This is a genomic window from Desulfosarcina sp. (assembly GCF_041551955.1).
Taxonomy (GTDB): Bacteria; Desulfobacterota; Desulfobacteria; order Desulfobacterales; family Desulfosarcinaceae; genus Desulfosarcina.
This window is the reverse complement of record NZ_JBFELV010000462.1, coordinates 1-3945: the sequence shown is the minus strand read 5'-3', so window position 1 is coordinate 3945 and position 3945 is coordinate 1. Positions and strand designations below refer to the sequence as shown.

Annotated in this window: 4 protein-coding genes; all 4 read right to left on the bottom strand. The window is 55.4% G+C overall.

Features of this window, described 5'->3' with window-relative positions; all coding sequences use genetic code 11:
* Positions 1–219: 219 nt before the first annotated feature.
* Positions 220–1356 carry a tellurite resistance/C4-dicarboxylate transporter family protein gene (locus ABYV26_RS22495; protein WP_372683598.1) on the bottom strand — a complete coding sequence of 379 codons (1137 nt, stop codon included), beginning with the start codon at positions 1354–1356 and terminating at the stop codon, positions 220–222.
* 164 nt (positions 1357–1520) lie between these two features.
* The gene (gene narI, locus ABYV26_RS22490) at positions 1521–2195 is read right to left on the bottom strand and encodes a respiratory nitrate reductase subunit gamma (RefSeq protein WP_372683597.1); all 675 of its coding nucleotides are present in this window, start codon (positions 2193–2195) and stop codon (positions 1521–1523) included.
* Positions 2196–2213: 18 nt separating this feature from the next.
* Positions 2214–2774, bottom strand: a complete 561-nt coding sequence (gene narJ, locus ABYV26_RS22485) for a nitrate reductase molybdenum cofactor assembly chaperone (RefSeq protein WP_372683596.1) — start codon at positions 2772–2774, stop codon at positions 2214–2216.
* A 104-nt stretch (positions 2775–2878) separates the two neighbouring features.
* Positions 2879–3945 (bottom strand): nitrate reductase subunit beta (gene narH, locus ABYV26_RS22480; protein WP_372683595.1); only part of this gene is annotated, 1067 nt, incomplete at its 5' end.

Below are 3945 nucleotides of genomic sequence, written 5' to 3'. Positions count from 1 at the left end.
ATCACAAAAGGGGAAGTTGCGGGGCCGACCCAAAATAATTTCACACGATCCAATGTCACTTTCAGGGCAGATCGGTGCTTTGATCTATCGAACATTATCGATGGTACCAATTTGATGATAGTACCGATATGCCGGTTTTCAACTATGGCGACAAAACGTGGTTTCGACGTAAGCAAAAAGCTGTCCCCAGGTTACCTGTTCTTGCAGGAGAGTTGCTCCTCATTTTGGCATCCCTGGTCGTCGCAAACTTGTGACAATCGTATGCGTCATCCCGCCAAAAGTCAGTAGCCATGCAGCCATGGCAACGTAAACGAAGCCTTTGGGGATTGCCGCTATCATCATAACGCCAGTCACCTCTGAGAGTCGATGGGTGCAGGCCGTGTACATTCCCAGCGGGAAGACTGCGCCCCAGAACAGCGGACTGTAGCGAAAGGGGAAGCGGCGGTAGCCGTGACGCCATACGCCAAGTATGACCAGCATCGGGATCCACCATGTCGCGGTGGCCCAGAAGAAAAAGGTAAGGCCTTTCAGAAAAGGCGACAGTTCGATAAAAAATTCAGACGACGCTGCATTGGCGATCAGTCCGGTGCCAGCCAGGGTAGTGATGGCCACGGCGCCCATGTTTATCCAGTATGGTGGGGTTAGATCCTGAGGGGAAAACGGAAAGAACAGATAACGGTAGAAAATCAATGCGATCACCCAGATATAGAGCATGCCACCGAACAGCCAGGTGATAAATGCCAGAAACAACATCGGTTCGAGGTAGTGTTGAAAAAAAGGTGCGATGGCCGTACTCAAAACGGTGACGGCCTGAGTGGCTACGATAGCCAGCAGCCAACCGCCGTTGATACCTTCGGCGATGGTTGGTTTTTTTACTTTGGTGATCAGGCCGGTGAAGATGCCATATATCAGGCACAGCCAGAGTGAGATGGTGATACACCACAAGATTGCCGCGGTTAGGAAACTGCCGGTGAGCAGAAGCGCCTGACTTCCAAGAACACCAGAAGCAGCAACGGCAGTAAAATAACCCATGCCTTGAGTGTGGTCGAGAAAATCATTTCTGAAACGTTCCGTGAACCATATCATCCGGCAGATATACATAAGCCAAAGGATGGGGTAGGCGGCGATATTGAACCCGAAAAGCGCCTTGGCAATCATATCAAAGCCCTGAAAATGAGCTGCGATGGAGACAATACCGGTGGACATCACAAGCGCAAAATAGGCGGGATTGAGTTGTTCAAGGCCGTTTTGCAAAATTCTGACAGGCCAGGCGGGTCTTGTTCCGGATTCGACCCGGCCCCTTGGATCTTCGAATTCAGGTTTGCCAGATGCTGGAACATCTCCGATGGCATTCATCGATATCTCCTCTTGCTGTCATTCACTTTGGTTTGGCCCTCGGAGAAAAATCGTGATCAACACTGCGGCGACTATAAAAATCAGCAGGGCGGTGCCCGGAAGCATGAAATGGCGAAAGAGGATGTCGGGGTCTATAAGGTACAATGCCATGGAATATATCTCCTTCAGGATTGCCGAACATGACGCCGAAAAAGAATCCATCTGCGGAAAAAATAGAAAACAGGTACACTCCAGATATGCACCAATCGGCTGAATGGTGAAAAAGCCAGCAGCGCCCAAGCCAGTGTGACGTGTATCTTGAAGCCCAACGGGACCGGTCGCATCAATTCGGGATCGGGGCTGAAAAAAACGATCCCCCGGATCCATGGGGCCACACTGTCGAGAACGTTGTAATTCCCGAAAAATACGTTGTAAACCCCACCGGCCACCACCAGGGTCAAACCCCCCAGGGTGATCAGGTCGTTGACGCTGCCGGCAGTCCGCACGCGGTCATTGGTCAGACGGCGCCACAGCAGAAGTAGGCACCCGGCAAGAGCGGCGATGCCCACCACCTCGCCCATCCAATGGGCGATGGCCAGGTGCATATCAGACGTGATGCCAAACAGATCGTAGTATTTTTGAGGGATTAACAGACCGCCGGCATGGCCCAAAAACGTCAGAATGATGCCGATGTGAAAGAGTACGGAGCCCCAACGCAGTGATTGGTTATCCAAAAGCTGGCTGGAGTGGGAATTCCAGGCGTAGCGATCGGTGACATACCGGTAGGAATGCCCGACCACGAAGGTGGTGAGGCACAAATAGGGAAAAACGGTAAACATGAGTGTATAGAAAAGATCCATGTGAATTCCTCCTACGGGCTACACATCTGCTTGGGACGGATGACCGCTGTTGTCGATTAATGTACCGCGCTCGGCAGCCATGCGGACGATCGGTTGCAACAGGGCCGCATAGACTGGGGCCTTTTTTTCCAGACGGTCAACCAGCGGCTGCACGCCCTGCAGGCACTGCCAGACTGGTGCGGTATGCTCCGGATGCGGACAGATCGAGAGAAATTCCAGCATCATGGGCAGATAATCGGGCAATTCGCCGGTGATGCGCTCCCAGCCGGCCTGTTCGTAGTTGTGCTGCAGGTTGGCCAGCGCAGCGGCCCGTTTTTCATTGTCACCAAACGCGTGGTAGGTCATGTTCATGGTCGTGGCCGGATCGATATCGAAGGCGGCCGTGTACCTCTCCTGAACCTGGATGAGGCTATGGGTGTTAAGCTCGCTGACAAACGCCTGGATGGCTGACTCGATTTCCGCCGGGCGTGATTGGTCGGCGGCAGACCCAATCTCATCTATACGGTTGAAAAGCTCCTCGTCGGGATAGTGCAGCAGCACGGACAGCACGTGAAGCGAATCGGTCGGGTGTCGGGTCATCGTCGGTCTTTCCTTCTCATCAGCTGGATAGCTTTAGCAGTCAATTGTCGTTTCTCCGCGTGCTTCGCGGTGAGGTTAATCCGGTAATTCATGCCACCATGCATTTAGGATGCTTGGCCAAAACCGCAGCATCCCTGCCGGGTGTAGTTATCGTCATCCTGAACGGGCTTGGTCGGCAGGACAAAACGATCCTCCAGGCGCGCCAGGGCAAGCAGGCGGTAGATCTTTCCGACCACTTCTTCGTCAAGCCCCATCGCATCGAGCAACTGTGTATCGGACCGCCTTTCCACCCGTTGGGTCCGCATGTATTGACGGACGGCCGAGAGGCGTTTGAGGGCCATTCTGACCGGCGCCTCGTCACCAGCGGTGAGCAGGTTGGCCAGGTAGACGATGGGAATGCGCATGCGGTCGATGGTCTCCGATTCCTGGGAAGGCTCTACCTGGCTGCTCACCGGACTCAGCGGCGGCACATACCACACCATGGGCAGGGTCCGAAATTCGGGGTGCAGTGGCAGGGCCAGGCGCCACGCTTTGATCAGCGCATAGGTCGGTGATTTTTGTGCGGCCGCGAGCATGTTTGGCGCGATTCCCTGGGCGGCGGCGCGGCGCGCGACATCTGGATCGTTGGGGTCGAGAAGGACGTCCAGGTGGGCTGGATAGACGGCCTGGTCGGACGGTGCTGCCGCCGCCTCGGCGATGCGATCCGCATCGTAAAGCAAGACCCCCACGTAGCGGATACGGCCGACGCAGCTGTGGGCGCACAGCGTGGTCAGGCCGGCTTCGATGCGCGGATAACAGAAGATGCACTTTTCCGCCCGCCCGGTCTTCCAGTTGAAATAGACCTTCTTGTACGGACAGCCCGACACGCAGTAGCGCCATCCCCGGCAGCGCTCCTGGTCCACCAGGACGATGCCGTCCTCGTCGCGTTTGTACAGGGCGCCGGACGGACAGGAGGCCACGCAGGCCGGGTTGAGACAGTGTTCGCACAAGCGCGGCAGCCAGAACATGAACACGTTGCGAAACTGAAGATAGGTCGCAATCTCTAAATTTTTAAAATTGGTGTCTCCGGCGCCGGTTTCGCCCAGGCCGGCCAGATCGTCCTCCCAGTTGGGACCCCACTTGAGTTTAATCGGTTTGTCGGTCAGGCGGGAATGGGGACGCACGGATGGCT

What these genes read in the sequence shown, in the direction of transcription:
- narJ (WP_372683596.1), bottom strand. Translation starts at nt 2,774, where the DNA reads ATGACCCGACACCCGACCGATTCGCTTCACGTGCTGTCCGTGCTGCTG.
- ABYV26_RS22495 (WP_372683598.1), bottom strand. Translation starts at nt 1,356, where the DNA reads ATGAATGCCATCGGAGATGTTCCAGCATCTGGCAAACCTGAATTCGAA.
- narI (WP_372683597.1), bottom strand. Translation starts at nt 2,195, where the DNA reads ATGGATCTTTTCTATACACTCATGTTTACCGTTTTTCCCTATTTGTGC.